22 protein-coding genes are annotated in these 21,442 nt (G+C 64.7%); 9 read left to right on the top strand and 13 right to left on the bottom strand.

Going from position 1 to position 21,442, the window contains the following annotated elements; translation table 11 throughout:
• Nucleotides 1–39: 39 nt before the first annotated feature.
• From MTX23_RS29520 to MTX23_RS29505, 4 genes are all read right to left on the bottom strand, one after another.
• Nucleotides 40–1,197, bottom strand: coding sequence for a glutathionylspermidine synthase family protein (locus tag MTX23_RS29520; RefSeq protein ID WP_280973643.1), 1,158 nt, complete (start codon nucleotides 1,195–1,197; stop codon nucleotides 40–42).
• Between the two features lie 68 nt (nucleotides 1,198–1,265).
• Nucleotides 1,266–1,673, bottom strand: coding sequence for a hypothetical protein (locus tag MTX23_RS29515; protein WP_280973642.1), 408 nt, complete (start codon nucleotides 1,671–1,673; stop codon nucleotides 1,266–1,268).
• A 2-nt stretch (nucleotides 1,674–1,675) separates the two neighbouring features.
• On the bottom strand, nucleotides 1,676–2,080 hold the full coding sequence (locus MTX23_RS29510) for a DUF350 domain-containing protein (protein ID WP_280973641.1): 405 nt from the start codon (nucleotides 2,078–2,080) through the stop codon (nucleotides 1,676–1,678).
• Between the two features lie 170 nt (nucleotides 2,081–2,250).
• Nucleotides 2,251–2,952 carry a response regulator transcription factor CtrA gene (locus MTX23_RS29505; protein ID WP_016848562.1) on the bottom strand — a complete coding sequence of 234 codons (702 nt, stop codon included), beginning with the start codon at nucleotides 2,950–2,952 and terminating at the stop codon, nucleotides 2,251–2,253.
• A gap of 367 nt (nucleotides 2,953–3,319) precedes the next feature.
• Between MTX23_RS29505 and fliI the strand changes: the two genes are divergently transcribed.
• The 4 genes from fliI (at nucleotide 3,320) to MTX23_RS29485 (ending at nucleotide 6,936) form a co-directional block, all read left to right on the top strand.
• Nucleotides 3,320–4,645 carry a flagellar protein export ATPase FliI gene (gene fliI, locus MTX23_RS29500; RefSeq protein WP_280973640.1) on the top strand — a complete coding sequence of 442 codons (1,326 nt, stop codon included), beginning with the start codon at nucleotides 3,320–3,322 and terminating at the stop codon, nucleotides 4,643–4,645.
• Nucleotides 4,646–4,754: 109 nt separating this feature from the next.
• Complete coding sequence (fliJ, locus tag MTX23_RS29495; protein ID WP_280973638.1) at nucleotides 4,755–5,174, top strand: flagellar export protein FliJ; 420 nt, start codon at nucleotides 4,755–4,757, stop codon at nucleotides 5,172–5,174.
• Nucleotides 5,175–5,405: 231 nt separating this feature from the next.
• Complete coding sequence (locus tag MTX23_RS29490; RefSeq protein WP_280973637.1) at nucleotides 5,406–5,951, top strand: sigma-70 family RNA polymerase sigma factor; 546 nt, start codon at nucleotides 5,406–5,408, stop codon at nucleotides 5,949–5,951.
• Nucleotides 5,952–6,033: 82 nt separating this feature from the next.
• Complete coding sequence (locus MTX23_RS29485; RefSeq protein WP_280978248.1) at nucleotides 6,034–6,936, top strand: anti-sigma factor; 903 nt, start codon at nucleotides 6,034–6,036, stop codon at nucleotides 6,934–6,936.
• Between the two features lie 154 nt (nucleotides 6,937–7,090).
• Here the strand turns inward: MTX23_RS29485 and MTX23_RS29480 are convergent, their stop codons facing one another.
• The 4 genes from MTX23_RS29480 to MTX23_RS29465 form a co-directional block, all read right to left on the bottom strand.
• On the bottom strand, nucleotides 7,091–7,291 hold the full coding sequence (locus tag MTX23_RS29480) for a hypothetical protein (protein WP_280973636.1): 201 nt from the start codon (nucleotides 7,289–7,291) through the stop codon (nucleotides 7,091–7,093).
• Between the two features lie 318 nt (nucleotides 7,292–7,609).
• Entirely contained in the window at nucleotides 7,610–9,742 is a 2,133-nt protein-coding gene (gene flhA / locus MTX23_RS29475) for a flagellar biosynthesis protein FlhA (protein ID WP_280973635.1), read from the bottom strand.
• A 299-nt stretch (nucleotides 9,743–10,041) separates the two neighbouring features.
• Entirely contained in the window at nucleotides 10,042–10,338 is a 297-nt protein-coding gene (locus tag MTX23_RS29470) for a hypothetical protein (protein ID WP_280973634.1), read from the bottom strand.
• Nucleotides 10,339–10,531: 193 nt separating this feature from the next.
• Complete coding sequence (locus MTX23_RS29465; protein WP_280973633.1) at nucleotides 10,532–11,059, bottom strand: hypothetical protein; 528 nt, start codon at nucleotides 11,057–11,059, stop codon at nucleotides 10,532–10,534.
• A gap of 11 nt (nucleotides 11,060–11,070) precedes the next feature.
• Between MTX23_RS29465 and MTX23_RS29460 the strand changes: the two genes are divergently transcribed.
• Entirely contained in the window at nucleotides 11,071–11,517 is a 447-nt protein-coding gene (locus tag MTX23_RS29460) for a hypothetical protein (RefSeq protein ID WP_280973632.1), read from the top strand.
• 123 nt (nucleotides 11,518–11,640) lie between these two features.
• Complete coding sequence (locus MTX23_RS29455; protein WP_280973631.1) at nucleotides 11,641–12,876, top strand: MFS transporter; 1,236 nt, start codon at nucleotides 11,641–11,643, stop codon at nucleotides 12,874–12,876.
• Between the two features lie 98 nt (nucleotides 12,877–12,974).
• Here the strand turns inward: MTX23_RS29455 and MTX23_RS29450 are convergent, their stop codons facing one another.
• A complete protein-coding gene (locus MTX23_RS29450; RefSeq protein ID WP_280973630.1) occupies nucleotides 12,975–13,523 on the bottom strand; it encodes a cupin domain-containing protein in 549 nt (182 codons plus the stop codon).
• 149 nt (nucleotides 13,524–13,672) lie between these two features.
• Between MTX23_RS29450 and MTX23_RS29445 the strand changes: the two genes are divergently transcribed.
• Together MTX23_RS29445 and MTX23_RS29440 are read left to right on the top strand one after the other, a co-directional pair.
• Nucleotides 13,673–15,001 carry an aspartate aminotransferase family protein gene (locus tag MTX23_RS29445; protein WP_280973629.1) on the top strand — a complete coding sequence of 443 codons (1,329 nt, stop codon included), beginning with the start codon at nucleotides 13,673–13,675 and terminating at the stop codon, nucleotides 14,999–15,001.
• Nucleotides 15,002–15,201: 200 nt separating this feature from the next.
• Nucleotides 15,202–16,467, top strand: coding sequence for a D-amino acid dehydrogenase (locus MTX23_RS29440; RefSeq protein WP_280973628.1), 1,266 nt, complete (start codon nucleotides 15,202–15,204; stop codon nucleotides 16,465–16,467).
• A 38-nt stretch (nucleotides 16,468–16,505) separates the two neighbouring features.
• On the opposite strand, the gene MTX23_RS29435 is transcribed toward MTX23_RS29440, so the two are convergent.
• The 3 genes from MTX23_RS29435 to MTX23_RS29425 form a co-directional block, all read right to left on the bottom strand.
• The gene (locus MTX23_RS29435) at nucleotides 16,506–16,709 is read right to left on the bottom strand and encodes a hypothetical protein (RefSeq protein ID WP_280973627.1); all 204 of its coding nucleotides are present in this window, start codon (nucleotides 16,707–16,709) and stop codon (nucleotides 16,506–16,508) included.
• A gap of 160 nt (nucleotides 16,710–16,869) precedes the next feature.
• Nucleotides 16,870–17,886 (bottom strand): methyltransferase, encoded by a 1,017-nt coding sequence (locus tag MTX23_RS29430; protein ID WP_280973626.1) that lies wholly within the window; start codon nucleotides 17,884–17,886, stop codon nucleotides 16,870–16,872.
• Between the two features lie 21 nt (nucleotides 17,887–17,907).
• Nucleotides 17,908–18,894, bottom strand: a complete 987-nt coding sequence (locus MTX23_RS29425) for a tripartite tricarboxylate transporter substrate binding protein (protein ID WP_280973625.1) — start codon at nucleotides 18,892–18,894, stop codon at nucleotides 17,908–17,910.
• A gap of 167 nt (nucleotides 18,895–19,061) precedes the next feature.
• Here MTX23_RS29425 and MTX23_RS29420 point away from each other — a divergent pair, with 167 nt between their 5' ends.
• On the top strand, nucleotides 19,062–20,531 hold the full coding sequence (locus tag MTX23_RS29420; RefSeq protein ID WP_280973624.1) for a winged helix-turn-helix domain-containing protein: 1,470 nt from the start codon (nucleotides 19,062–19,064) through the stop codon (nucleotides 20,529–20,531).
• Between the two features lie 126 nt (nucleotides 20,532–20,657).
• On the opposite strand, the gene MTX23_RS29415 is transcribed toward MTX23_RS29420, so the two are convergent.
• A complete protein-coding gene (locus MTX23_RS29415; protein WP_280973623.1) occupies nucleotides 20,658–21,308 on the bottom strand; it encodes a TetR/AcrR family transcriptional regulator in 651 nt (216 codons plus the stop codon).
• Between the last annotated feature and the right edge of the window lie 134 nt (nucleotides 21,309–21,442).

Below are 21,442 nucleotides of genomic sequence, written 5' to 3'. Positions count from 1 at the left end.
ATGACGGGGATAGAGCGGCGCTTGCTTCAGAATCCTCATCTACAAAATCGCGTGCGGCAGGAAGCGCGAGGTGTTGCCGGTGATCGGGTTCTCGTCCTCGCGGATCGAAAGCCCGCACGGCGTGTGATCGACCAGCCAGCTGCCGAGCACCGGATACTGCCCGGAGAAATCCGGCAGCGGCGCAAGCGCCTGGCGGATGTAGCCCTCGGCGCCGTAGGGGCCTTCCTGCGCAACCAGCGTCGTGCCCGCGCTGATCAGGGCGACATTGGCGCCCTCGCGCGAATACATCGGCTTGCGCACGAAGGAGCTGCCGAGCTGAGCTGCCTGCGGGTCGTCCTCGAAATAGGCCGGCAGCAGATTGGGGTGGTTTGGAAACATCTCCCACAGCAGCGGCAGGATGCCCTTGTTCGACAGGATCGCCTTCCATGGCGGCTCGATCCAGCGTGTCGGCGCGGTGGCGAGATTCTTGCCGAACGTGTCGTGGAACATCCACTCCCAGGGATAGAGCTTGAACGCGAGCTCGATCGGACGGTCGTCGAGGTCGACGAATTGGCCGTCGTCGCGCAGCCCGATCGCCTCGATGTCGAGCAGTGTGGTGGTCAGCCCGGCCTGCGCCGCGGCGTCCTCGAGATAGGCGAGCGTGCCCGCGTCTTCGGCGTTTCCGGTCATGCCGGCGAGATGCAGCGGACGCCCGCCGCCGAGCTTCTTCCAGGCCTCGATCAGCCGTTCATGGATCGAATTGAACTGGTCGGCGCGCTTCGGGATGATGTTGCGCTCGATCGCCTGCTCCAGCCAGGTCCATTGAAACACCGCGGCCTCGAAGATCGAGGTCGGGGTGTCGGCATTGTATTCGAGCAGCTTGGCCGGGCCGTTGCCGTCATATTTGAGGTCGAGCCGGCCGTAGAGGCTGGCGTCGTCGCGGTGCCAGCTCTCGGAGATCAGCCCCCAAAACGCTTCCGGAATCTTCAGGCGGCGCAGATAGCTCTCATCGTCGATCGTACGGCCGACCAACTCGAGGCATATCGCGTCGATCTCGCCGGTCGGCTCCTCGATGCCGCGCTCGATCTCGTCCAGCGTGAATGCGTAATAGGCGCGCTCATCCCAGTAGCGTTCGCCATCGATGGTGTGAAAATCGAAGCCGGCGGCCTCCGCGGTCGCGCGCCAGTCGTCGCGTTCGGGACATTCAATGCGTCGCATGGGCCATAGTGTTTTCGAGCGAGGTGGTGTCCGGTTCGCGTGAAGAAAACGCGTCAGACGAAAGTGCCTCAGCCGCCGCCGAAGCCGAACGCGTGGGCGAACGAGCCGAAGCCGCCGCGGCTCACCGAGTTCGAGCTGGAGGTCGATGACGACGAACGGCCCGGCGAGGAGTCGCCGCTGTAGAAGCTGCTGCGCGACGAGCTTCCGCCGCCGCCATGGCCGCCGGACGATGATGACGAGTTGCGCGGCGGGCAGTCGGCGCCTGGCTGCGGGACCGCGGGCGCGGCCATGCCGGGTGGCGCTGGCTGCGGAGGCTGGCAGTTCTCGCGCGGCATCAGCGCATAGGCGCCGCCACCGACCGCGAGCGTGCCCATCACCAGCAGCGCCACGTGGTTGGAGCGCTTCACCGGCGGCCCCGGCCGTGGCGGCCTTGCCGGCCGGCGCTTGCCGAATTCCGGATTGGGTTTGGCCGCCATGGTCAGGAGATCATGCAGGCCGCGTTCAGCGCGCCTGCCGCCAGCGAGGACAGCCCGAGCCAGATCGCCGGCGCCAGCTCGCCGGAGGCGATCCGCGCCGACAGGTTCGGCACCGGGATCTTCACGATGTAATAGACGATGATCTGCACGATCAGCGCGATGATGCTCCAGATCAGGCAGTCCACCACATTGGCGGAATGTGCGATCGCGCTGACCACCGGCAGTACAAAGCCGAGCAGGCTCAAGCCGAGCGCGATCGCGGCCGCGGGATCATTGTCGCGGATCAGCTGGAATTCGTCGTGCGGCGTGACGCGGGTGTAGACGAACAGATAGGCGACCACGGCAATCAGCGCCGTGCAGAAATAGACCAGGAACGCCGGCAGGCCGGCGAGGGATTGCAGGATCATGTCGTGGCGCCCGGAAATTCGGCAGGAATCGCGCAGCGCAGAATTGCACGTTCCGTTCGTCGGCGCATACGGGAGCCGGGTTCAATCCCAAACAAAAACCCCGCCGATTGCGGCGGGGTCCAGTCGGGAGGAGCGAACCGGATGGTTCGCTGCTGACACCCTTGAGAAGATCAGGCGGGGATGCGCTCGTCGGCCTCGTGCGGCTCGCGCAGCACGTAGCCGCGGCCCCACACGGTTTCGATGAAGTTGCGGCCCTCGGAGGCGTTGGCGAGCTTCTTGCGCAGCTTGCAGATGAAGACGTCGATGATCTTCAGCTCCGGCTCGTCCATGCCGCCGTAGAGGTGGTTGAGGAACATTTCCTTGGTGAGCGTGGTGCCCTTGCGGAGCGAGAGCAGTTCCAGCATCTGGTATTCCTTGCCGGTCAAGTGCACGCGCTGGCCGCCGACCTCGACCGTCTTGGTGTCGAGATTGACCACGAGATCGCCGGTCTGGATGACGGACTGGGCGTGGCCCTTGGAGCGGCGCACGATCGCGTGGATGCGGGCGACCAGTTCGTCCTTGTGGAAGGGCTTGGTCATGTAGTCGTCGGCGCCGACGCCGAGACCCTTAACCTTGTCCTCGATGCCGGCGAGGCCCGAGAGGATCAGAATTGGGGTTTTGATCTTCGACACCCGGAGCTGCTTGAGCACGTCGTAGCCGGACATGTCGGGCAGGTTGAGGTCGAGAAGGATGATGTCGTAGTCGTAAAGTTTGCCGAGATCGACGCCTTCTTCACCGAGGTCCGTCGTGTAGACGTTGAAACTCTCGGACTTGAGCATCAATTCGATCGACTGCGCGACGGCGCTGTCATCTTCAATCAGCAAAACGCGCATGCCAGTCCCCTTTAGTCGCCGCTCCGGGCGTCAGGTCGGCCGCACTTGCGGCACTCACAGAACGCCTTTGAACAACTGATTCGGATCCTGACGAGCTATGGTTAACAAAAACTGATTCCTCCGCGCAAGCTCTAACCGTGCAATTTCAGTCGAATCGCCCTAAGATATTGCGTAGAAGAAGTTTTTCCTACCCGTTCTCGTTCAAGTTCTAGATTAAGAGACGGCGCTAACCGACTCTCGCGACTCGCCCTTCTTCTGTCGGGCAAGCGACCTCAGTCACCAAAGACAGTGACGCAATGATTAACGATGCGGGTAAACACGAAGTTAAGCGGCAAAACCAAAAGCGCGGAAACTTAAGGTTTTCGCAATGAAGGCGCTCGCGGAGCAGATCGGCGACATCGACGGCGTCAATATTTATGGCCGCGTCGTCGGGGTGCGTGGACTCATGGTCGAGATCGCGGGCCCGATCCACGCGATGTCGGTCGGCGCCCGCATCGTGATCGACGTCGGCGCCGGCCGCTTCATCCCGGCCGAGGTGATCGGCTTCTCCGGCAGCAACGCGGTCGTGATGCCGTTCGGCGGCCTCGACGGCGTACGGCGCGGCTGCCGTGCCGTCATCGCCAATGCCGCAAGCCAGGTGCGGCCGTCGCCAGCCTGGCTCGGCCGCGTCATCAACGCGATGGGTGAGGCGATCGACGGCAAGGGCCCGCTGCCGCAGGGCGCCTCGCCGATGCCCTACCGCAATCCGCCGCCGCCGGCGCATTCGCGCAAGCGGGTCGGCGCCCCGCTCGATCTCGGCGTGCGCGGCCTCAATACATTCCTGACCTGCTGCCGCGGCCAGCGGCTCGGCATCTTCGCGGGCTCCGGCGTCGGCAAGTCGGTGCTGTTGTCGATGCTGGCGCGCAATGTCGATGCTGACATCTCCGTCATCGGCCTGATCGGCGAGCGCGGCCGCGAGGTGCAGGAATTCCTGCAGGAGGACCTCGGCGAAGAGGGCTTGGCGCGCTCGGTCGTGGTGGTCGCGACGTCGGACGAGCCGGCGCTGATGCGGCGTCAGGCGGCGTATCTCACGCTCGCGATCGCGGAGTATTTCCGCGACGAGGACAAGGACGTGCTGTGTCTGATGGACTCGGTCACGCGCTTCGCCATGGCGCAGCGCGAGATCGGCCTCTCGGCGGGCGAGCCGCCGACCGCCAAGGGCTACACGCCGACCGTGTTCACCGAACTGCCGAAGCTCTTGGAGCGGGCAGGGCCGGGCACCGGGGCCGGCACCATCACCGCGATCTTCACGGTGCTGGTCGACGGCGACGATCACAATGAGCCGATCGCGGACGCGGTGCGCGGCATCCTCGACGGCCACATCGTGATGCAGCGCGCGATCGCCGAGCGCGGCCGCTATCCGGCGATCAACATCCTCAAGTCGGTGTCGCGCACCATGCCGCGGTCCGCCGACCCGGCCTTCCTGCCCTTCATCACCAAGGCGCGGCAGGTGATGGCGACCTATGCCGACATGGAAGAGCTGATCCGGCTCGGCGCCTACCGGCCCGGTTCCAGTGCCGAGGTCGACGAGGCGATCCGGCTGCACGAACCGCTGGAAGCCTTCCTGCGCCAGGCCAAGGACGAGGCGACCAGCCTCGGCGATGGCTACCGGCAACTCGCCCAAATCCTGTCGGGTTTGGAAACGGAACGCTAACTTTGTCAGGCCATCATCCGCGGCAGATCATTAGCGATGCCGGCGGGGCCCAGCGGGAAGCCGGCTCTGTCCCGCGTTCAAAATCGGGACTTCTGGGGAGTAAGTGTCGATGAAGTCACGTGAAACGCTGATCCGGCTGAAGAAGTTTCAGGTCGACGAAAAGCGCCGCCGGGTCACCCAGATCGAAGGCATGATCGCCGACTTCCAGCGCATGTCGGTCGAGCTTGAGCGCGAGATCCAGGTCGAGCAGGAGCGTGCCGGGATCAACGACCCCACCCATTTTGCCTACCCGACCTACGCCAAGGCGGCGATCCAGCGCCGGGAAAACCTGACCCGCTCGGCTGACGAATTGCGCGGCCAGCTCGAGGACGCCAAGGCGCTGCTGTCGGACGCATTCGAGGAGCTCAAGAAGGTCGAGCTGCTCGACGAGCGCGACCAGGCGCGCGAGCGCGCTGAAGAGACCGCCCGCGAGCAGGCTGACATGGATTCGATCGGCCTGATGCGCGCCCGGCTCGGTGTCATCGCCTGACGCATCTCCTCCATCTCCGAAAAGGATCAAAACCCGGGCCTTGGCCCGGGTTTTTGTTTGAACTGTCCACAAGCCGGCCGATCGGTGGATCGGGCGGCAAGAAAATATGCTACGACCGTTCAGGAGATGGCGGCAAAAAGCAATTGGCGGCAAGACCATTGGCAGCACGGCAGTTGGCACCGAGCGGTTGGCGACGACGCGATGGGGAAAGCGGGCTTTGGGGGACGCTGAATGCTGACGCCGCCTGAGCTGGTCTGGCTGATCGCCGCTGTCGCCAAGGGGGATGAGGCCGCTTTCGAGCGGCTCTACGCCGCAACGCGCGCGAAACTCTTCGGCGTCGTGCTCCGTATCTTGCGGCGCCAGGACCTCGCCGAGGAGGTCATCCAGGAGACCTACGTCAAGATCTGGAACAGCGCCGGACAGTTCAATCCTGCCCTCTCTTCCCCGATCACTTGGATGACGTCGATCGCGCGCAACCGAGCCATCGACGTCGTGCGCAAGCGCGGCGAGGTCTCACTCGAGGAAGAGCCGGCGGCGATGGAAGTGGCCGCGGAATCGCCCGATCCGCTGGCGCGACGGGAGATGACGGAAGAGTTGAAGCGGCTGCTGGAATGTGTCGGCCGTCTGGAGCCGGATCGTCAGAAGCTCGTCCTGCTCGCCTATTACAACGGCTGGAGCCGCGAGCAATTGGCCGCGAAATTCGAGACGCCGGTGAACACGGTGAAGAGCTGGCTGCGCCGGAGCATGATGGAAATCAGGGAGTGTCTTGGACTTTAGCCATGACGAGATCAGCCTCAGCCCCTGGCGCATCGACGGTCCACCTCTCCCCGATGGGGAGACGTGATGGTGCGCGAGAGTGATAACCTACAGCGAAGACCATATCGTGCTCGCCGCCGAGTATGCGCTCGGCACGCTCGATGCGGAGGAGCGCACGCAGGTCGAGACCATGATGGCCGTCGACACGGAGTTCGCCGCGGTCGTGCAGGCGTGGGAGTTCAGGCTCGGGCCGCTGAACCAGATGGTCGGCCTGGTCGAGCCGCGGCCGATCGTCTGGGAGAACATCAAATTCGCGATCGGTCGTCCCGGCGAAGCGCAGGCGCCGCTCGCGCTACCCGAGCCGGTGCCGCCACCGGAGCCAATGCCTGCGCCGTCACCGTCGCCGCAAGTCGAGCCGGCCGAGATCCGCGCAGCACGGGTCGCTGACGAGAGCAACGTCATCGATCTCGCGGGTCGCGTGAAGCGCTGGCGCGGCATCGCGTCGGTTGCGAGCGCGATCGCGGCGGCGCTGCTCGTGATGGTCGGGTTGCAGATCTTCCAGCCCGACGCCTTGCCGGACAGCCTGCGGCCGAAGCCGCGCATCCGTACCGTCGAGGTGAAGACGCCGGCGCCGGTGCTCACGCCATCAGCGCAATATGTCGCACTGCTGCAGGGCCAGGGCGGCGGCCCGGCCTTCATCCTGACCATCGACGGCGCGACCAAGAACTTCACGGTGCGCAAGGTCGGCGCCGCGGCGGAGCAGGGCAAGAGCTTCGAGCTGTGGCTGATCTCGGACAAGCTGCGGCAGCCCCGCTCGCTCGGCGTGATCGGCGCCGATGATTTCACCGAGCGGCCGGCACTCGCGGGCTACGATTCCGACGTCATCAACGGCGCCACCTATGCCGTGACCGTCGAGCAGGAGGGCGGATCGCCGAGCGGCCAGCCAACCACCGCGCCGGTGTTCACCGGCAAGCTGATCGAGACGGTGCCCGGCGGGCAGAGGTAGAGGTCGCGTCAGCCAGGAACGCGCAAAAAAAGAAAACGCCCGTGGGGAGCGGGCGTTTTCAACAGTCAACTTGGGGGTAGTTGGGGGTCTTAATATCCACGTAGCGACTTTGGGGGGCTGTAAAGAGCTACGTGAATTCCGTGAAACTCTCCTGTTAGCGGACGAGCGAGTTGCTCGAGCTTGTAACTGCAACCGGCTTGTCGGCCTTTATGACACGCGCCGTCTGCGCGAAGCCCTCGTCCGACCAGTTGCGCGCCGAGATCCCGAAACCGGCCACCAGGATACCCGCGATCAGGGCAACCACGACGATCTTCAGATGCGTCATCCGATCTGCGCTGTAGATCGAGTGGTTCATGGAAGTCTCCTGCCGCCTTCCTGGTCTTGTAGATATGTCGGTTACGTTCTCTGCCGGGTTCAATGTCTCGCGCCCCGCTAACGTAGGATTTGTCGATTCCGTTCCCTAGAGGCGATCACAAGGCGGTGATAAGACGTGATCGCGCGCGATCAAAAATGGCGGTCGAAAGGCGATTATGAGTTAAAAGATAGTAATGTCAGTAGCTTGGCTCGCTGCCGCATTGTGGCGGCCGAGATAGGGCCGTTCCGGCCGGTTCCGCACAAATCGGTTGCCTGTGACGCAAAAGCACTGCGCTAAAGCAACTGATTTGCCTCGCGTTTAGACGCTGCCGACCGTCTTCAGGCGTGCCCGCGGATGGATCTCGGCTTGCGACAGCACGGTGGTTTGCGAGCGGAACCGCTCGACCAGCGAGCGTACGAATGGCCGGATCGCAGCCGACGTCACCAGCACCGGCGCCTCGCCTTCGCGGGCTGCCTGCTCGAAAGCGTTGCGCACGGCAGTCATGAATTCGGAGAGCTTGGACGGTTGCATCGCCAGGCTGCGGTCGTCGCCCTGACCGACGATCGACTCGGCGAAGGCCTGCTCCCATCGTGCCGACAGCGCGATCAGCGGCAAATAGCCGTTCGGCGAGGTGTTCTGGGCGCAGATCTGCCGCGCCAGCCGGGCGCGGACGTGCTCGACCATGGTGGCCGGATTGCGCGAGAACGCCAGCGCGTCGGCGATGCCCTCGAGGATGGTCGAGAGGTCGCGGATCGAGATGCGCTCGGCGAGCAGGAGCTGCAGCACACGCTGGATGCCCGACACCGTGACCTGGCTCGGCACGATGTCCTTGATCAGCTCGCCCTGTTCCTTCGGCAGGTCCTTGAGCAGCTTCTGCACCTCGCCATAGGATAGCAAGTCCGCCATGTTGGTCTTGAGCAATTCGGTCAGGTGCGTCGACAGCACGGTGGCGGCGTCGACCACGGTGTAGCCCTTCAGCGCAGCCTCTTCCTTCAGGCCGGCATCGACCCAGGTGGCCGGCAGGCCGAAGGTCGGCTCCAGGGTGTGGATGCCAGGCAGCTGTACCTGGTTGCCGGCGGGGTCCATGACCATGAACTGGTTCGGCCAGATCTTGCCGGTGCCGGCGTCCACTTCCTTGATCTTGATGGCGTAGCTGTTGGCCTCGAGCTGCACATTGTCGAGGATGCGCACCGCCGGCATCACGAAACCCATCTCGATCGCGAGCGAGCGGCGCAGCGCCTTGATCTGCTCGGTGAGGCGGTCGGTGCCGTCGGGGCCGTTGACAAGGGGCAGCAGCGCGTAGCCGAGCTCGATCTTGAGGTCGTCGATCTTCAGCGCGGCGGAGATCGGCTCCTCCGCGGCGGCAGCGGCGGCTGCCGCGGAGGCAGCCGGGGCTGCTGCGGCGGCTTCCGCGGCCTTCACTGCTCGCTTCTGCTTGCGCGCGGTCCAGGCCAGCGCCGCGGCGCCGGAGCCCAGCGCCATGAAGGGGATCATCGGAATGCCGGGCAAGAGTGACAGCACCAGCATGACGCCGGCGGACATGCCGAGCGCCTGCGGATAGCCGGAGAGCTGCCCCATCAGCGCCTTGTCGGCGGCGCCGGTGATGCCGGCCTTGGAGACGAGCAGGCCCGCCGCGGTCGAGACGATCAGGGCGGGCACCTGGGTGACGAGGCCGTCGCCGACGGTCAGCACCGTGTAAGTGCGGGCGGCTTCGCTGAACGAGAGGCCCTGCTGCGCGACGCCGATGATGATGCCGCCGACGATGTTGATGCCGACGATCAGGAGGCCCGCGATGGCATCGCCGCGAACGAATTTCGAGGCACCGTCCATCGCGCCGAAGAAGCCGCTCTCGTCCTCCAGCGCCCTGCGGCGCTCCTTGGCGGCCTTCTCGTCGATCAGGCCGGCGGAGAGGTCGGCGTCGATCGCCATCTGCTTGCCGGGCATCGAGTCCAATTGGAAGCGCGCCGCGACCTCGGCGATGCGGCCCGAACCCTTCGTGATGACCACGAAGTTCACGATCACCAGGATCGCGAACACGATGATCCCGATCACGAAGTTGCCGCCCATGACGAAGTTGCCGAACGCCTCGATGACATGGCCGGCGGCCGCGGTGCCCTCATGGCCGTGGCTCAGGATCAGCCGGGTCGAGGCCATGTTCAGCGACAGCCGCAGCATGGTCGAGATCAAGAGGATGGTCGGGAACGACGAAAATTCCAGCGGCGCCTGGATGAACAGCGAGGTCATCAGGATCAGGATCGAGACCGTGATCGAGACCGCCAGGAAGAGGTCGAGCACGAGCGAGGGCAGCGGCAGGATCAGCACCACCAGGATGGTGAGGACGCCGAGCGCCAGCGCGAGATCGCCGCGCTTCAGGATATCGCTGATCTCACTGAGGCTCGGGAAGCCGCCGCCCTTGCCCGCCGTGCCCTGACCCGCCGTGACGTCGACCATGGTAGCCGCTCTCCCCCGCGATTGGCGGCTGCGGCCGCCAAGCGTCTGCGCGACGGCCGCAGGGCCGCCGTTTCGAAAGTGAGGCACCGCACTTGCGTCCACGGGGATCTCCGCCCGTCATACGCGATCGACGACACTCGACTTCACTCGGCAATTTTTGCCCGGTGTATGGTTAGCAAAGGGTTAATTCGGCATTCGACTGGGTCGTTTGTCGGTCGGAGGGGGCGGGTACGCAGGCCTGCTGTACCCGCGAGCGGCGGGGCCGCGCGGTCACCTCGGCTGCCGGTACGGCCGGGCGGCTACCTGAGGGCGCTAAGCACGACGCCCGATGCGACAATGAGGCCCAGCAGGATGACGCTCGCGCGCCAGAGCAACTGCTGGCGCGCGGTGCGCCGGTCGTGGAAGGCGAGCCAGTCGCGCACAAAGCCGGCGGGGATGTCGAATACCACTGCCGGCTCTTCGAGATGATGCGTTTCGTGCTCGCAGTACATCGTCCTGACGGTTGGGACGCCCAGCCGCTCGAGCTCGCCATGCCACTCCCTGGCATGCTTGCCGTTCGTCCAGCGATTTTCAAAAGGAACAACGTGCGATTTCATGACGAGCCTCCGGCTCACCCTGAACCCACACCGCAAGTCTAGCCAATCTTGCAGGCCGGCGCGAGAGGACCGGGACAAGTGGCTTCGGGCCGCTCGCGCTGCGCGTTGGTCCGAAATGCGTCCTCCGGGCGCGTCGTGCGCCGCACAAGCGGCGCGGAACGCGGCGGCGTTTCAGGATGCTCGGGCCTGTCGCCTAGTTCGCTGAATGCATCCAGTTGCGCCAATGCGTGGGCTGGATGCCGAGGTGCTTCCTGTTGGCATCGTCGATCCATTCGGCACCTTCCCTGCGACATGGGAATACAAGCGCGTGGACAATTCCATCATAGTCGAGGACGCAGACTTCGAGCTCCCGGTCTGATGGCGCGGTTGAGACGGGCAGCCATTCCGCTGACGACAAATGCATGATGACCCTCCGGCGATGCAGGCTTTGATCCTTGTCTTGCGAGGCGTCCGGCATGGTGCCGGCACGCAGGCGACTCCTTCGCGCTTTGTTGGCTAGGGGCGTGCAACCGGTGTTCCGAGCACGCGCCGCCATCGTAACGGGGATGGCGAACCGCCTGTATGAACGGGCACACATTGTAGCAGCCTTCCTGGCCAGCACGATCACCATCCGGCGAGCGATATTCCCGAACGGGCCGGCGCGCCGCGGCAGGGATTGAACCTGCTGATCCCTGCGCCCGACGAAGTGCGAGATCATCGTCCATGAGGCAGGGTTGCTCAATGCGAAGTCAAATGCACCGCACTGTTGCCGTGGCCGGCAAGCCGGGCCTCGCGAGCATCAGCTTCGTCGCGGCCATCACCCTTTGCCTCGTGCCGGCCGCTGTCGCAAAACCGCCGGGCTTCGAAGCCGCGATGATCCGCATGCTGGCTTGCGAGGGCGAGGGTGTCAGGATGGAGGTCTATCTGCCGCTATCGGTCGATCATCACATGCGAGGCGGACAATCCGTGATCGGCTACTACGCACTCGATCTGACGGAGGCGAACAAGGGCAAGCCGCTCGAGCCGGTGCGGATCACCCTGAGCGCTGACAAGACAACCGTGACGGTCGACCAATATACGCGCGGACTGCCGCCGACCCGCATTCCGGTCGGTGGCGGCACCGTCGACTTCGATCAGCGGTTCGGCAAGCGGGCGAAGTGCGGTGCCTTCCAGTCGCAGGACCCGGATTTCGCCAAGTAATTCGCCACGTAAGCTGTCGCATCGGGGAGCTGTCAGGCGGCAGCGCTCCCTCCGTCTTGCATGCCTAATCTCTCGGCATCGTGGCTTGACCCGGAGGCGATTGCCGACGAAGTTGCGCCTGCTGTGGAAACTTATTCTCAATATTCCCTCGAAACCGACCAGTTTATTCCCGACTCCCGCCGGGCGTGGCTGAGGCTTGCCGTCGCTGTGGTCATCGGCTCGCTCGGCAGCGTCGGCATGTGGTCGGTCGTTGTGGCGCTGCCGGTGGTGCAGTCCGACTTCGCCGCAACGCGCGGGACCGCATCGCTCGCCTTCACCATGGTGATGCTGGGCTTCGGCCTCGGCCAGGTGGTGACCGGCAAGATCAGCGACCGCTATGGCATTGTCGCCGCGATCGGCGTCGGGATCGGCATCCTCGGTCTCGGCTATATCGGTGCGGGCTACGCGCCGTCGGTCTGGGCGTTCATCCTGCTCCATTTCGCCATCGGCCTGTCCTCGGCGGCAACCTTCGGTCCGCTGATGGCCGAGGCCTCGCACTGGTTCGACCGCTATCGCGGGCTCGCGGTCGCGATCGCCGCGAGCGGCAACTATATCGGCGGCACGCTGTGGCCGCCGGCCGTGAATTTCGGAATCCAGACGTTCGGCTGGCGCACCACCCATATCGCGATCGGCGTCTTCACCGCGATCGCCATGGCGGTAGCGCTCGTCGTGCTGCGCCTGTTGATGGGGGCGGCTGTCAGGCGCAGCCATGTCAGCGCGCCGCCGCCGCGGGTCGACTTGAAGCTCTCCACCAATGCCTTGACTGCAATCCTGTCGGTGGCCTCGATCTCCTGCTGCGTGGCGATGTCGATGCCGCAAGTCCACATCGTCGCCTATTGCGGCGATCTCGGCTACGGCGTGGCGCGCGGCGCCGAGATGCTGTCGCTGATGCTCGGCTTCGGCATCATCAGCCGGATCGGCTCCGGCTTCCTCGCCGACAAGATCGGCGGCATCCGCACGCTCCTGATCGGCTCGATCGCGCAAGGGTCGGCGCTGCTGTTCTATCTGTTCTTCGACAGCCTGACCTCGCTCTACATTATCTCGGCGATGTTCGGTCTGTTCCAGGGCGGCATCGTGCCGAGCTATGCGATCATCGTGCGCGAGGCGATGCCGGCGGCGGAGGCGGCGACCCGCATCGGCATCGTGATCTTCGCCTCGGTGTTCGGCATGTCTCTCGGCGGCTGGATCTCGGGCGTGATCTTCGACGCAACCGGCTCCTACGCCGCGGCCTTCGCCAATGGCCTCGCCTGGAACCTGCTCAACGTCACCATCATGGTGCTGTTGCTGCTGCGCGCACGGCAGCGGCTGGCGCTGGCATAGAGAGCGTTTTCAAGCGAAGCCTGTCCCGGACTTGATCCGTGATGGACACCGGTTCGCGTGAAGAAAACGCGTCGAAACAAGAATTGCGCGCGCCGGGTTCAAAACGAGGGCGGCGTGCAGGCCGAGATCACCTCGCAGGGCTTGGCCCCGATGCAGCGGAAGCGATGCGGGCGACGGCTCTCGAAGTAATAGGCGTCGCCGGCGTTCAGCACGCGCCGCTCGTCGTCGACAGTGACCTCGAGCCGTCCGCTCACCACGATACCGCCTTCCTCGCCCTCATGGGACAGTGGCACCCGGCCGGTGTCGCTGCCGGGCTCGTAGCGCTCTTTCAGGATCTGCAATGCGCGACCGAACAGATTGTCGCCGACCTGGCGGTAGGAGATCGGGTTCTTGCCGATCTCGGTCAGCTCTTCGGCGCGGTAGAACGCCTTGCGCGGGCGCTCCGGCTCGATCGCAAAGAATTCCGCAAGCCCCATCGGGATGCCATCGAGGATGCGCTTCAGCGCACCGACCGAGGGATTCATCTGGTTGGATTCGATCAGCGAGATCGTCGAATTGGTCACGCCGGACCGCTTGGCGAGTTCCCGCTGCGACAGCTTGTGGCGCGCGCGGATGAATCGCAGCCGTCCGCCGATATCGACGCTCATGGCAAGGTCCTGTTGCAGGTGTTGCGGATCGAGCAAATCTTCGCAGACCGCCTCAATGAGATCAATGGCTTGCGGTGCGGCAGAAAAGGACTTGTTGAGTAGTGCGAAGCGTGGTCCGACTATTAGGCAGTCAGCAATGGAGCGCCGCCGTGACCGTTCATCAGATTCCGAACACCATCAAGACCGATTCGTTCTGGATGCCGTTCACGGCCAACCGGCAGTTCAAGAAAACGCCGCGGCTGTTCTCCTCCGCCAAGGGCATGTATTACACCTCCGTCGACGGGCGGCAGGTGATCGACGGCTCGGCTGGCCTCTGGTGCGTCAATGCGGGCCATGGCCGCCCCCAGATCGCGTCCGCCGTCGAGCGGCAGCTCAGCACGCTGGATTTCGCGCCCTCCTTCAACATGGGCCATCCGCTGGCGTTCGATTTCGCCGAGCGGCTCGCCGAGATCGCCCCGAAGGGGCTGGACCGCATCTTCTTCACCAATTCGGGCTCTGAATCGGTCGATACCGCGCTGAAGATCGCGCTGGCCTATCACCGCGCCACCGGCCAGCCGACCCGCACCCGACTGATCGGCCGCGAGCGCGGCTATCATGGCGTCGGCTTCGGCGGCATGTCGGTCGGCGGCATGGTCGCCAACCGCCGCGCCTTCGCGACCCATCTGCCCGGTGTGGACCACATCCGCCACACCCATGATCTCGCCCGCAACGCCTTCGCCAAGGACCTGCCGGATCACGGCGCCGAGCTCGCCGACGACGTCGAGCGGATGGTGGCGCTGCATGGCGCCGACACCATCGCCGCGGTGATCGTCGAGCCGGTGCCCGGCTCGACCGCGGTGCTGCCGCCGCCGAAGGGCTATCTGCAGCGGCTACGCGAACTCTGCACCAAGCACGGCATCCTGCTGATCTTCGACGAGGTCATCACCGGCTTCGGCCGTCTCGGCGCGCCGTTCGCCGCCAACTTCTTCGGCGTCACGCCCGACCTGATGACGACCGCGAAGGGCATCACCAACGGCGCCGTGCCCTGCGGCGCTGTGTTCGCCGACCGCAAGATCTATGACGGGCTGATGACCGGCCCGGAGGGCACGATTGAGCTGTTCCACGGCTACACCTATTCGGCCCATCCGGTGGCCTGCGCCGCCGGCCTTGCCACGCTCGACATCTACAAGGACGAGGGCCTGCTGACCCGCGGTGCCCAGTTCGCCGATTACTTCCGCGATGCCCTGCACTCGCTGAAGGGCCTGCCGAACGTCATCGACATCCGCAACATCGGCCTGATGGGCGCGGTCGAAGTCGCGCCACGCAAGGATGCTGTCGGTACGCGCGGCTACGACATCATGGTCGACTGCTTCAACAACGGCCTCTATCTGCGCCTCGGCGGCGATTCCATGGCAATGTCGCCGCCCTTGATCGTCGAGAAGAAGCATATCGACGACATGGTCTCGATCCTCGGGGATGCCATCAAGCGCGTGGCCTGATCATTGCAAAGCGTTTTCCAGCGAAGTGGACACCGGTTCGCTTAAGCAAAGCGCGGCAAAAAAGAAGCTGGAGCTCGCTCCGACCGGATCGGAACGAGCTCCAGCTCGATAGTCGCTAGCCCTACAAAATGCTGTCGCCGTTGCGAAGCAGACTGGTTTCGCAGCGGCGAATGCGTTTCCGCTGCAGGATGTGAGGAACAGTGAAGGTCCTTGTTCTCGGCAGTGGCGTGATCGGCGTCACCTCGGCCTATTATCTCGCCCGTGCCGGTCACGAGGTGACGGTGATCGATCGTCAGCCCAAGCCCGCGCTCGAAACTTCGTTCGCCAATGCCGGCGAGGTGTCGCCCGGCTATTCCTCGCCCTGGGCCGGTCCCGGCGTGCCCGTGAAGGCAGTGAAGTGGCTGTTGATGAAGCATGGCCCGCTGGTGATCCGCCCGAAGCTCGATCCGGTGATGTGGCTGTGGCTGCTCAAGATGCTGCGCAACTGCACCAGCGCGCGCTACGCCGTGAACAAGAGCCGGATGATTCCGATCGCGGAGTACAGCCGCGATTGCCTGCGCGGCCTGCGCGACGAGATCGGCATCCGCTACGACGAGCGTGCGCGCGGCACGCTGCAACTGTTCCGCCACCAGGCGCAGCTCGATGGCACCGGCGAGGACATTGCCGTGCTCAAGCAATACGGTGTGCCCTTCGAGGTGCTCGACCGCGACGGCTGCATCGCAGTGGAGCCGGCGCTGGCGCAGGTCAAGGAGAAGTTCGCAGGCGGGCTACGATTGCCGCACGACGAGACCGGCGATTGCCACATGTTCACGCAGGCGTTGGCGCTGGAGGCCGAGAAGCTCGGCGTGCGCTTCAATTTCAACGTCGGCATCGACGGGCTGAACGCGGATGCGACCCGCATCGCGGGAGTCGCGACCAGTGCCGGTGTGATGCAGGCCGATGCTTATATCCTCGCGCTCGGCAGCTATTCGCCGCGTCTGGTGCGGCCGCTCGGCATCTCGCTGCCGGTCCATCCGGTGAAGGGCTATTCGATCACCGTGCCGATCAGGGATGCGGCCGGTGCGCCCGAATCGACCGTGATGGACGAGAGCTACAAGGTCGCGATCACGCGGCTCGGCGATCGTATCCGCGTCGGTGGCACCGCCGAGATCTCGGGCTATTCGACCAAGCTCTACGCCGCGCGGCGCGCGACGCTGGATCATTCGCTCACCGATCTCTTCCCCCGCGGGGGCGATCTCTCGAAGGCCACGTTCTGGTGCGGCCTGCGCCCGATGACGCCGGACGGCCCGCCGGTGATCGGTGGGACCCGCTACGCCAATCTGCATCTCAACACCGGCCACGGCACGCTCGGCTGGACCATGGCCTGCGGCTCGGGGAGGGTGCTGGCGGATATGCTCTCGGGCAAGACGCCCGAGATCGACACCAAGGAATTGTCGATCACCCGCTACGATCACCGCTTCGGCTGAGGCCGTGCGTTCGGCGCGCGCCAATCACGGTGTGCGCGCTAGGCGATGTCGAACTCCTGCTGCATCCGGGTGACTTCCTCGCGCAGCTGCCTCTCCTTCGCCTCGTCCAGCGCGGTCTCGCGCGTGCCTCCAAGGTCCCAGCTCGGGTCGTAGCCCTTGAGGCGGATCAGCTTGAGCCCTTTGACGCCCGATCGCCTTTCGAGTTCGGCGGTGAGTTCATGCTGCATTTGAAGTGTCTTCATACTGATGGTCCTCCTCGGTCTTCGTTATCGGGCTGAACAGGAGAGCCGGCCGCAGGTTCCTCGCGCCGTGCAGGACGCTGCTCAGCCTTGTTTTTCACAGGCCATTGGGGCTTCCAGAGGACGGCCGTGGGGCAAGCGATGGGATGCTTCGTTGCTGTGCTCACGCCCGATGGCCGACGATCATTGAGTGTCCACCCGGTAGTTTTTCGACGCGGATGCGGACGAAGCCCACCTTGCGCATCCAGCCGACACAATCCGCGCCGCTATAGCCGAAGCCTGTCGCGGTCCATAGCAGCATGTTCAGGGATGAGAGGAGTGCGCTCACTTCGGCGAACCGATCATCGTCGATCAGCAGGTCATAGACGAGGGCAGCGCCGCCGGGCGGCAGAGCATCGTAGGCCTTCTGGAGCAACATTGTCTTGGTGGCCAAATCCCAATTGTGCAGGATGCGGCCGAACACGATCACATCGGCTGCCGGCAGGCGATCCCTGAAGAAATCGCCGGCCACGAAACGCAATCGCTTGTCGAGGCCGGCGTCGCGAACGTAGCTCTCGAAAGCTTGCCGTAGCGGCGGAAGGTCAAAGCCGATTGCGCTGACATGCGGATGGGCTCGCGCCACCTGCGCCGGCAGACAACCCTGTGACGTGCCGATGTCGCAGAGCGTGGTGTAATCCCGCCAAGGGAAGCGCTCGGCGATGGCCTGAGCTGCCACCAAGCTGCCAGCCGTCATTGCATTGACGAAAGTCTCAGACCGCGCGGCGTCGTCATAGAGCGATTTGAAATGATCCTGGCCGTGGATCTCCGCCCTCGGCTTTCCGGTCTTCAACGCCTCGGTGAGCGCGCCCCACATGTCATATTCCCGGCGGCTGTATTGTTCGAAGCTCCCGCCAAGATAGGTTGATTTCGCCCGGTCCAGATATCGATCGCAGTCGGGCGCGTTGTGGTAGCGGCCTTCTGCATCGCGCGTCAGAAGGTGAAGCGCCACAAGCGTGTCGAAGAAGTCTCGCGCCCCGCGCGGCGCGATGCCGAGCCGGCTTGCAAGGCCTGTCGCATCGAGCGGCGCGACCGCCAGCGTCGAGAACAGATCCAGCTCCACCGCGCTCAGCAGGACTCTCGCGCGCCGATAGCTGCTTCCGATCTCGAAGAGCCGCTCCGCGAACGTGCTGTCTTTCTTCATGTGATGTCTCCTGCCAACCGCTTATTCCGCGGGCGGCGCGCCTGCTGCTGGCGCGAGCTTCGCCAGCGCCGCGCGCTCGTTCACCACCATCTGCTTGAGCTCTGCGGGCGTCGTGATCCGCATCTTCATGCCAATGGCGTTGAACTTTGCCGCCAGATCCCGGTCGGTCGCGATCACGTGCAGGTCGGAGCTGATGCGTTCGATAGCGTCCGCCGACATTCCGCGTGGTCCGAAAAATCCGAGGAATGCCTCATAGCGGAGGTCGGGAAATCCCGCCTCGTCGGCCGTTGGCACGTCGGGCAGACCGGGTGCGCGATCCCTGTTCGTGACCGCGATGATCTTGACCTTGCCGGCCTGCGCCATCGGCAACTGGGTTGCGACTGCCGCGGCGTAGAGCTGGAGTCGCGCCTGCGACAGGTCCTGCATGGCCGAAGTGACGTCCCGATACGGAACATGCGTCAAATCGACGCCCACGTTCTTGAAGAACCCCGGTATCAGATAGTCCAGGCTCCCGGGCGTGCCGCCCCAGTTGAATTGACCGGGCTGCAATTTCGCGAGCGCGAGAAAGTCGGCGACGGTTCCAACCGGCAGGGAGGCCGGCACTCCGATCCCGACATAGACCTCGGCGCCGCCGGAGATCGGCAATAGATCATTCATCGGCTCATAGGGCAGTTTGCCGGCGTGTGAGATCTGGTTGCTCGTGAGCGGTCCACCATTCGTGTAAAGGATCGTGTGCCCGTTGGTCGAGTTGAGGACCGATGTCACCGCGATGATCCCGTCGGCGCCAGGGCGGTTCTCGACGATCACAGGCTTGCCCCACAGCTTCGCGAGGCGATCAGCAAAGGGGCGGGCCGTGATGTCGCCACCGCTGCCCGGCGGAAACGGAGTGACGATCCTGACGGCCTGCGCGGGCCAGGTGCCGGCGTGGGTCTGGGCGCGCGCCGCTGCCGACAGTCCGGCTATCAAGGCGATGGTGGAGAGGGCTGTGAGTGCAGGAGTTGTACGCATCGCGTTACCTCAGGGTCGGCGATCAGCCGGCTGCGATGCTGGACACCTAGCTCCGCGCGCGCCTAAGGTCCTTGTTTAAGAACCTGAAGAGTTCTGAACGTTAATGCGCGTGAGGCGAGACGGTGACTGACACTCCCGTGAGATTTGGACGCTTTCGGCTTGATGTGATGAACCGTGCGCTCACGTGCTCCGGAGCTCCCGTCAAGCTCAACAGCCGCGCGTTCGACATCCTGTGCGAACTGGCACTCGCGCACGGCGAGGTCGTCGACAAGGATCGGCTGATGGCGCGGGTCTGGGCCGGCCGGATCGTGGAGGAGAATGCAATCCAGGTTCATGTCTCCTCGCTGCGCAAGGCGCTCGAGGCAGCGGGCGAGGGGCAGAGCCACGTTGTCACGGTGCCTGGTCGTGGATATCGACTCGTCGGCATGGACACATCCGCGACATCGCCGGGCTCTGTCGATCAGGGTGGAAACCACCCGGGCACATCGGTCGCCGTTCTTCGTTTCGCAAACCTGAGCGGAGATCCGGCCCAGGACTACTTTGCCGATGGGATTGTCGAGGACATCATTACCGGGCTCGCGCGCATCGGCGGCATTTCAGTGATCGCGAGCAATTCCAGCTTCACCTACGGTGCCGAGGCTCGGGACCTCGCCAAGGTCGGCCGCGACCTTGGATGCCGCTATCTGGTGCAGGGGAGCGTTCGCAAGGCGGATCATCGGATCAGGATCACAGCCCGGCTGGTGGAAGCGGAATCGGGCCGATCGCTGTGGGCCGAGCGCTACGACCGCCGGTTCGATGATCTGTTCGAGGTTCAGGACTCGATTGCAATGAGCCTGATCGGCGCGATCGAGCCGAACCTGCGCAAGGCCGAGGTGAACCGGGTGAGGCGCGCGCGCCCCAACAACCTCGGCGCCTATGATCTGGTTCTCAGAGCGCTCTCCTCGATGCGCACCACGATGCCGGTCGGGGCGGGCGAGGCCATTCCCTTGCTGCAGCAGGCGCTGGAGCTCGAGCCCGACTATTCGGCGGCGCATGCTCATCTGTCGCGCTGCTTCCAAATCAGGTTCAGCCGCCAGGGATTGCACGAGTCCGACCGCGAGTCTGCGATCCGCCATGCCCGTGCCGCCACGCGGAGCGACGATGCGACCGCGCTCGGGACCGCCGGGCTGGTGATCTGGTTTCTCGATTCCGATGCTCAGGCGGCCTTCGACGTCTTCGACCGGGCTCTGTCGATCAGCAACTCGAACGTCGTCGCCCTCGGCAACAGTGCCTTTGCGCAGGCCTGGATGGGGCGGACCGAGGTCGCGATCGCGCGGGCGCAACGTGCTCTCGAATTGAGTCCGTTCGATACGCTGATCGCTCACATGGCGGTCGCGGTCGCGGAATTGCATCTGAACAGATTTGAGAAGGCCCAGTGGGCTGCCAGCCTCGCCGTGGAGGCGAATCCGTCGTTCAGCGTTCCGCTCATTCTGTTGACGGTCGCGCTTGTCAGGCTCGGGCGCATGAAGGACGCAAGGGCGACCGCGTCCAAAGTCCTCGCCCTTGATCCGACCTTCACGATGCCGGTGTGGTCGGTGACTGTAAGGAAGAACCCGGCCGTCTTCGATCCGATCGCCGAAGCCTGGACCAAGCTGTGAGATCTGCGGCTTGCCGGATCGATGTCCGGCGGCTCGGGCCTCGTGATGTCCGCTCTTGCGTCGCCTGGGATATCGTGAACATCACGCGCATCCTGATCGGCGCGACGTCTCTTGCGCGTATATGTTCTAACGCGTTTGCTTCCGGCTTGGGCTTCTTCCAGTCGGCTTGGATCTTGACGTCGGCTCCGTCCTGCCCGCCGGCCGCAGGCGCAGACCATCGACGAACACATCCAGCAGCCGCAGTGCGGTGGTCTGCCAGCCGGGCTGGTCGTGCATGTAGCACATGCCGATCAGAGCGCGCAGCACGTCCTCGGCGCTGATGTCGGCGCGGATCTCGCCGGCCGCGACCGCGCGCGCGAGCAGGGTGCCGATCGCCTTGGTCAGGCGGTCGAAGGAATAGGCATGCAGTTCGGTCGAGCCGTGCGCGACCAGCGCTAGCGCCGCCACCATGCCCTTCTTGGTCGCGACGAATTCGACATTGGCGCGCAGCCAGCGCCGCAGCGCCTCGACCGGATCGGGCGCATTCTCCAGTTGCTCGGCGAGATCGCCGAGCTGCTCGACCTCGCGGCGATAGACGGCTTCATACAGCGCCTCGCGGGTCGGAAAGTGGCGGTAGAGCGTGCCGATGCCGACGCCGGCGTGCCGCGCCACGGCCTCCAGGCTCGCCCCGCTGCCGCCGGCCGAGAACACCGCCTTTGCCGCTTCCAGCACACGCTCGCGATTGCGCACGGCGTCCGCGCGGGGCTTGCGAACAATTTCTGTTGAATGGCCGGCCATTCCTTTTTGTTTTCACCCTCCCTTGTAAACGGAGGATGCCTCCGTATATGGCGACCAGCATCCGGCCTGACAAGGCGCGCCGACCATCAGTCGGCAGCCACGGGATCGTGTTGCCTCGCTTCAACCCGACCATA

The organism is Bradyrhizobium sp. ISRA436, assembly GCF_029910015.1.
GTDB lineage: Bacteria > Pseudomonadota > Alphaproteobacteria > Rhizobiales > Xanthobacteraceae > Bradyrhizobium.
The sequence above is the reverse complement of the archived record's forward strand: the minus strand, read 5'-3'. Positions and strand labels throughout refer to the sequence as shown.

Coding starts and splice junctions, on each gene's coding strand:
- MTX23_RS29520 (WP_280973643.1), bottom strand. CDS start 1,197: ATGCGACGCATTGAATGTCCCGAACGCGACGACTGGCGCGCGACCGCG.
- MTX23_RS29515 (WP_280973642.1), bottom strand. CDS start 1,673: ATGGCGGCCAAACCCAATCCGGAATTCGGCAAGCGCCGGCCGGCAAGG.
- MTX23_RS29510 (WP_280973641.1), bottom strand. CDS start 2,080: ATGATCCTGCAATCCCTCGCCGGCCTGCCGGCGTTCCTGGTCTATTTC.
- MTX23_RS29505 (WP_016848562.1), bottom strand. CDS start 2,952: ATGCGCGTTTTGCTGATTGAAGATGACAGCGCCGTCGCGCAGTCGATC.
- fliI (WP_280973640.1), top strand. CDS start 3,320: ATGAAGGCGCTCGCGGAGCAGATCGGCGACATCGACGGCGTCAATATT.
- fliJ (WP_280973638.1), top strand. CDS start 4,755: ATGAAGTCACGTGAAACGCTGATCCGGCTGAAGAAGTTTCAGGTCGAC.
- MTX23_RS29490 (WP_280973637.1), top strand. CDS start 5,406: ATGCTGACGCCGCCTGAGCTGGTCTGGCTGATCGCCGCTGTCGCCAAG.
- MTX23_RS29480 (WP_280973636.1), bottom strand. CDS start 7,291: ATGAACCACTCGATCTACAGCGCAGATCGGATGACGCATCTGAAGATC.
- flhA (WP_280973635.1), bottom strand. CDS start 9,742: ATGGTCGACGTCACGGCGGGTCAGGGCACGGCGGGCAAGGGCGGCGGC.
- MTX23_RS29470 (WP_280973634.1), bottom strand. CDS start 10,338: ATGAAATCGCACGTTGTTCCTTTTGAAAATCGCTGGACGAACGGCAAG.
- MTX23_RS29460 (WP_280973632.1), top strand. CDS start 11,071: ATGCACCGCACTGTTGCCGTGGCCGGCAAGCCGGGCCTCGCGAGCATC.
- MTX23_RS29450 (WP_280973630.1), bottom strand. CDS start 13,523: ATGAGCGTCGATATCGGCGGACGGCTGCGATTCATCCGCGCGCGCCAC.
- MTX23_RS29435 (WP_280973627.1), bottom strand. CDS start 16,709: ATGAAGACACTTCAAATGCAGCATGAACTCACCGCCGAACTCGAAAGG.
- MTX23_RS29430 (WP_280973626.1), bottom strand. CDS start 17,886: ATGAAGAAAGACAGCACGTTCGCGGAGCGGCTCTTCGAGATCGGAAGC.
- MTX23_RS29425 (WP_280973625.1), bottom strand. CDS start 18,894: ATGCGTACAACTCCTGCACTCACAGCCCTCTCCACCATCGCCTTGATA.
- MTX23_RS29420 (WP_280973624.1), top strand. CDS start 19,062: ATGAACCGTGCGCTCACGTGCTCCGGAGCTCCCGTCAAGCTCAACAGC.
- MTX23_RS29415 (WP_280973623.1), bottom strand. CDS start 21,308: ATGGCCGGCCATTCAACAGAAATTGTTCGCAAGCCCCGCGCGGACGCC.